The organism is Streptomyces phytophilus (assembly GCF_013870535.1).
Classification (GTDB): Bacteria; Actinomycetota; Actinomycetes; order Streptomycetales; family Streptomycetaceae; genus Streptomyces; species Streptomyces phytophilus.
Genome location: NZ_JACBXC010000309.1, coordinates 1 through 5,639, shown reverse-complemented (window position 1 = coordinate 5,639; position 5,639 = coordinate 1). Strand labels below are relative to the sequence as shown.

6 protein-coding genes are annotated in these 5,639 nt (G+C 68.7%); 1 reads left to right on the top strand and 5 read right to left on the bottom strand.

The window, feature by feature from the left end:
* The 5 genes from trpD to ctaE form a co-directional block, all read right to left on the bottom strand.
* Nucleotides 1-853, bottom strand: an 853-nt coding sequence (gene trpD / locus H5J30_RS15685; protein ID WP_181788053.1) for an anthranilate phosphoribosyltransferase, incomplete at its 3' end; no start/stop codon positions are given.
* Between the two features lie 130 nt (nt 854-983).
* A complete protein-coding gene (qcrB, locus tag H5J30_RS15680) occupies nt 984-2,618 on the bottom strand; it encodes a cytochrome bc1 complex cytochrome b subunit (protein ID WP_181788052.1) in 1,635 nt (544 codons plus the stop codon).
* Entirely contained in the window at nt 2,615-3,688 is a 1,074-nt protein-coding gene (qcrA, locus tag H5J30_RS15675; RefSeq protein ID WP_181788051.1) for a cytochrome bc1 complex Rieske iron-sulfur subunit, read from the bottom strand. Before qcrA ends, qcrB begins: the two co-directional genes overlap by 4 nt.
* On the bottom strand, nt 3,685-4,494 hold the full coding sequence (gene qcrC / locus H5J30_RS15670; protein WP_181788050.1) for a cytochrome bc1 complex diheme cytochrome c subunit: 810 nt from the start codon (nt 4,492-4,494) through the stop codon (nt 3,685-3,687). The genes qcrA and qcrC overlap by 4 nt, the downstream gene beginning before the upstream one ends.
* 63 nt (nt 4,495-4,557) lie before the next feature.
* Nucleotides 4,558-5,178: an aa3-type cytochrome oxidase subunit III gene (gene ctaE, locus H5J30_RS15665; protein WP_181788049.1), complete on the bottom strand. Its 621-nt coding sequence runs from the start codon at nt 5,176-5,178 to the stop codon at nt 4,558-4,560.
* Nucleotides 5,179-5,323: 145 nt separating this feature from the next.
* Here ctaE and H5J30_RS15660 point away from each other — a divergent pair.
* A partial coding sequence (locus H5J30_RS15660) for a response regulator transcription factor (protein ID WP_181788048.1) occupies nt 5,324-5,639 on the top strand: 316 nt, incomplete at its 3' end.

Here is a 5,639-nt window from a genome sequence, read left to right as displayed (position 1 = left end):
CGTTGTACGAGGCGTCGGCGCCCCGCAGCGCCTCCACGGGCACCAGCTCGATGCCCACGTCCCGCGGGTCGAAGCTCTCCTGCCGCACCGCGCCGCCGCGCACCGTCCACACCTGGGACGTGGCCGTCGTCGTCAGCTCGTCCAGCCCGTCGTCGCCGCGGAAGACGAGCGCCGAGGTGCCGCGCTCGGCCAGCACCCCGGCCATGATCGGCGCCATCCGGGCGTCCGCGACGCCGGTGGCCTGCGCCCCGACCCGGGCCGGGTTGGTGAGCGGGCCGAGGAAGTTGAACGGGGTGCTGACGCCCAGCTCCTTGCGGGTCTGCGCGACGTGCCGCATCGCGGGGTGGAACTTCACCGCGAAGCAGAACGTGATGCCCGCCTCCTCCGCGACCTCGGCGACCCGCCCGGGGCCGAGGTCGAGGTTGACCCCCAGCTTCTCCAGCACGTCGGAGGCGCCGGAGGCGGAGGACGCGGCCCGGTTGCCGTGCTTGACGACCTTCGCGCCGGTCCCGGCGACGACGATCGCGGACATGGTGGAGATGTTGACCGTACGGGCCCGGTCGCCGCCGGTGCCCACGACGTCCACCGTCGGGCCGGGTACGTCGATGGTGTTGGCGTGCTCGTACATCGTGCGCACCAGGCCGGAGATCTCCGCGACCGTCTCGCCCTTGGCGCGCAGGGCGACCGCGAACCCGGCGATCTGCGCGTTGCTCGCGGTGCCCGACATGATCTGGTCCATGGCCCAGGCGGTGTCCTCGGCGCCCAGGTCCTGGCCGGAGATCAGCGCGCTGATGACGTCCGGCCAGGAACGCGCCGCCGGGCTGTCGCCTCCTGCTGCCGTCTGCACGCTCATGGCACACCGTCCCCGCGGGTCGTCTCAGTTGTCGGGCGTCAGCCTATCGAGCGCAGAATACGCCGAAGGGCCCCCGTCCAACTGCTGGACGGGGACCCCTGCGGCGATCGTTCGACGGTGGACAGGCGCCCTAGTGGTGCCCGTGCCCGCTGGTGATCTCCTCGTACTCGTGCCGGGTCGGCTTCGGGATCTGGCCGGCCTCGCCGTAGTAGCCCTGCGACAGCTTGACCCGCAGCTTCTCCACCGGGCTCTGCTTGCGCACCACTCCGTTGTCGTCGACCGTCGGGCCCAGCTCCAGCGGAGTGTGCTGGTCGTGCGACGTGAGGACGTGCATCTGCTCCTGCGGCAGCGGCTCGTGCACCTCGATGAACTCGCCGTGCGGCAGCCGCTTGATGATGCCCGTCTCGCGGCCGTGCAGGACCTTCTCGCGGTCCCGCCGCTGGAGCCCGAGGCAGATGCGCCGGGTGATCCAGAAGGCCAGCACCGGGGCGACGAAGAAGGCGATCCGCACGAACCAGGTGATCGCTTCGATCGAGAGGTGGAAGTGCGTGGCCCACAGGTCGTTGCCGCCGGCCATCAGGAGCACGAACACCCAGGTCAGCCAGGCCACACCGAAGCCGGTACGGGTCGGCACGTTGCGCGGGCGGTCCAGGATGTGGTGCTCGCGGCGGTCGCCGGTGACCCAGGACTCGAAGAACGGGTAGGCGACCATCACGGTCGGGACGACGCCCACGATCATCAGGGGGATGAACACCCCGAAGTTGATCGTGTATCCGCCCGGGATGACCCATTCCCACCCTGGCATGAACCGGATCAGGCCCTCGGTCCAGCCCATATACCAGTCCGGTTGGGCTCCGGTGGAGACCAGATCTGGTCGGTAGGGTCCGAGATCCCAGACCGGGTTGATCGTGAACATCCCCGCGAGCAGCGTGACCACGCCGAAGACGAGGAAGAAGAACCCGCCCGCCTTCGCCACGTACACCGGCATGAAGGGGGCGCCCACGACGTTGTCGTTGGTCTTGCCGGCGCCCGCGAACTGGGTGTGCTTGTGGTAGAAGATCAGGATCAGGTGGATGAGGAAGAGCCCCAGCATGATCCCGGGCACCAGGAGCACGTGCACCGCGAAGAATCTCGGAATGATGTCCGTCCCTGGGAACTCACCGCCCCAGAGGAAGAACGCCAGATATGTGCCGATCACCGGGGTGGCCAGCGTGGCGCCCTCCATGAAGCGGACGCCGGTGCCGGAGAGCAGGTCGTCGGGCAGCGAGTAGCCGGTGAAGCCGGCGACGCAGCCGAGGACCAGCAGCGTGAAGCCGAAGAGCCAGTTGACCTCGCGCGGCTTGCGGAACGCGCCGGTGAAGAAGACGCGCATCATGTGCGTCGCCATGGCCGCAATGAAGATCAGCGCGGACCAGTGGTGGATCTGCCGGACGAGCAGCCCGCCGCGGACGTCGAAGCTGATGTCCAGCGTGGAGGCGTACGCCTCGGTCATCATCACGCCGTTCATCGGCGCGTACGACCCGTGGTACGTCATCTCCGCCATGCTCGGCTTGAAGAACAGCGTCAGGTACACGCCGGTCAGCAGCACGATCAGGAAGGTGTACATGGCGATCTCGCCGAGCAGGAACGACCAGTGATCGGGGAAGATCTTCCGGATGTTCTTGCGGCCGGCGCCGTGCAGGCCGAGCCGGGCGTCCGTCCAGTCGGCGATCCGCTCGCCTCTGCTGGGCGGGTTGCGGCGTGTGTGTGTCGTGGTGGTGCTCATCCGCGCTCCCAGAAGCTCGGGCCGACCGGCTCGTCGAAGTCGCCGAGCGCGTACAGATAGCCCTCGTCATTGACCGTGATCCGCAGCTGCGGCAGGGGGTGCCCCGCCGGGCCGAAGAGCACGCGCGCGCCGTCGGACAGGTCGAACGTCGACTGGTGGCACGGGCACAGCACGTGGTGCGTCTGCTGCTCGTACAGGCTGACGGGGCAGCCTACGTGCGTGCAGATCTTGGAGTAGGCCAGGATGCCCTCGTGTCCCCAGTCCGCCGACTTCCGGTCCTTGATGTCGCCCGGGTGGATCCGGACGAGCATCAGGGCCGCCTTGGCGATTTCGTTGTTGAAGCTGTGGTCGCCTTCCTTCAGCCCCTCGGGCTTGGCGAAGGAGAGCGAGCCGACGGTGATGTCCTCGGGGCGCAGCGGCTCGTCGGTGTTCATGTTGATGAGCAGCTTGCCCTTGGCCCAGAGGGTCTCGCGCAGCTTGGTGCCGGGCAGCGGGCCGAGGTCGCGCAGCAGTACGACGCCGGCGAGCGGCACGAGCGTGAGCGCGCCGAGCATGGTCCGCCGGATGATCTTGCGGCTGCCGATCGCCGATTCCTCGGTGCCCTGCCGCCAGTCGGCCTTGCTGATGGCCTCGGTCTCTTCCGTGGCGGCGATCGGGTGCCGCTCCTGGATGACCTCCACGTCCGACATCAGCGTGCGGGACCAGTGGATGGCGCCGGCGCCGATGGTGAAGAGCGCGATGCCCAGGGTGACGCCGAGGGCGAAGTTCAGCGCGCTGACGTGGCCGAGCGGGAAGATGTAGACGATCTCGTCGACGTCGATCGCGACGAACGCGGCGATGAAGGCGACCGTCGCCAGCATCGACACCGTGAAGAGCAGCGACACGGTGCGCTCGGAGCGCTTGGCGGCCCGCTCGTCGATGTCCTGCTTGCGCGGCTCGTGCGGCGGCAGGCCGGGGTTGGCGAACGGGTCGCGCTCCTCGACCGCGACGCCCCCGCCGTCCTCGCCCTCCCGGACGGTCGGCAGGTGCTCGCCGTTGTTCTCGTTCTCAGATCCAGCCTGGCTACTCATGACTTCCTGGCCTTTGCACTCCGGGCGGTGATCCAGATCGTCAGGACGACGAGGGCCCCGAGCCCGAAGACCCAGGCGAACAGACCCTCGCTCACCGGGCCGAGGCCACCGAGGCTGAAGCCGCCCGGCGACTCGGCCTCGTCGCCCCCGACCTCGTCGAGGTAGGCGATGATGTCCTGCTTGTCCGTGGTCGTCAGCAGTTTGTCGGGGAAGGACGGCATGTTCTGCGGGCCGGTCTGCATGGCCTCGTACATGTGCTTCGGGTCGACGCCGTCGATGTTCGGCGCGTACTTGCCGTCCGTCAGCGCACCGCCCTTGCCGGTGAAGTTGTGGCACTGCGCGCAGTTGGTGCGGAACAGGTCACCGCCGCGGGCGACGTCGCCGCCCGCCGGGTCGTACTGGCTCTCCTCGGGGACCGCCGGGCCGGGGCCCAGGGAGGCGACGTACGCGGCGAGCTGGTCGATCTCCTTCTGGGTGTAGATGTTCGGCTTCTTCGGCGCCTGGACGCCCTGCTGCTGCAGGGGCATCCGGCCCGTGGAGACCTGGAAGTCCACCGCCGCCGCGCCGACGCCCACGAGGCTGGGCCCGTCGCTGGAGCCCTGGCCGCCGGTGCCGTGGCAGGACGCGCAGCCGACCCGGAAGATCTTCTGCCCCTCCTCCACGGCGAGGGACTGACTGGTCTCTTCGGCCTGTGCCTTGCCCGTGGGCGCGAAAGTGGCGTACAGCCCCCCGGTGGCCGCCAGCGCAATGAGTAGGACGACAAGCGCCGCCAGCGGATGGCGCCGTCGTGCGGAGAGCTTTTTCACGGATTACCCCGGTATCAGGATCTTCAGCGTCGGTGTGCTTCTCGGTGCCGGCTCCCCGGCCGGTTACTTGATCAAGTAGATCGTGGCGAAGAGGCCGATCCAGACCACGTCCACGAAGTGCCAGTAGTAGGACACCACGATCGCGGCGGTCGCCTGCTGGTGGGTGAACCGTCTGGCCGCGTAGGTGCGCCCCAGGATCAGCAGGAAGGCGATCAGGCCGCCCGTCACGTGCAGTCCGTGGAAGCCGGTGGTCAGATAGAACGCCGAGCCGTACGGGCCGGAGGAGAGCGAGATGCCCTCGTGCACCAGCTCCACGTACTCGGTGACCTGCCCGCCGATGAAGACGGCACCCATGATGAAGGTCACCGTGAACCACATGCGCAGCTTCTTCACGTCACCGCGCTCGGCGGCGAACACGCCGAGCTGGCAGGTGAGGGAGGAGAGCACCAGGATCGTGGTGTTGCCGAGCGCGAAGGGAACGTTGAGGGTGTCGGCCTGTTCCCTCCAGTAGTCCGCACCCATCACCGACCGCAGGGTGAAGTACATCGCGAAGAGGGCCGCGAAGAACATCAGCTCGGAACTCAGCCAGATGATGGTTCCGACGCTGGTGAGGTTCGGCCGGTTGACCGACGGGTGCGCGTGCCCGGTCTCTACTGCTGCTGTTGCTGTCGCCACGTCCGACATTATGTCGGTCCCTTATCCCCGCCTCACTCCGGGGGGTGCCGTTCGGAGTGTCAAGGCCCGGGAGAGGGCCCTGGACTGCACCGCCGCCCCCCGGTCGGAGTAGGCTCCGCCGTGAGAGCGGTGCCCGAGAACCACCGGAGGAACCATGGAGTCGACGGCCGCAGCACCGGTCAACGTACTGGTCTACAGCGACGACGCGAACACGCGCGAGCAGGTCCGGCTCGCCGCCGGCCGCCGGCCCGCGGCGGATCTGCCCCCGGTGGCGTACGTCGAGTGCGCCACGTTCCCCGCGGTGTTGGCGGAGCTGGAGCGCGGCGGCATCGACGCCTGCGTGCTCGACGGCGAGGCGGTGCCCGCCGGCGGCATGGGCGTGTGCCGGCAGATCAAGGACGAGATCTTCCAGTGCCCGCCCGTCCTGCTGCTCATCGGCCGGCCGCAGGACGCCTGGCTGGCCACCTGGA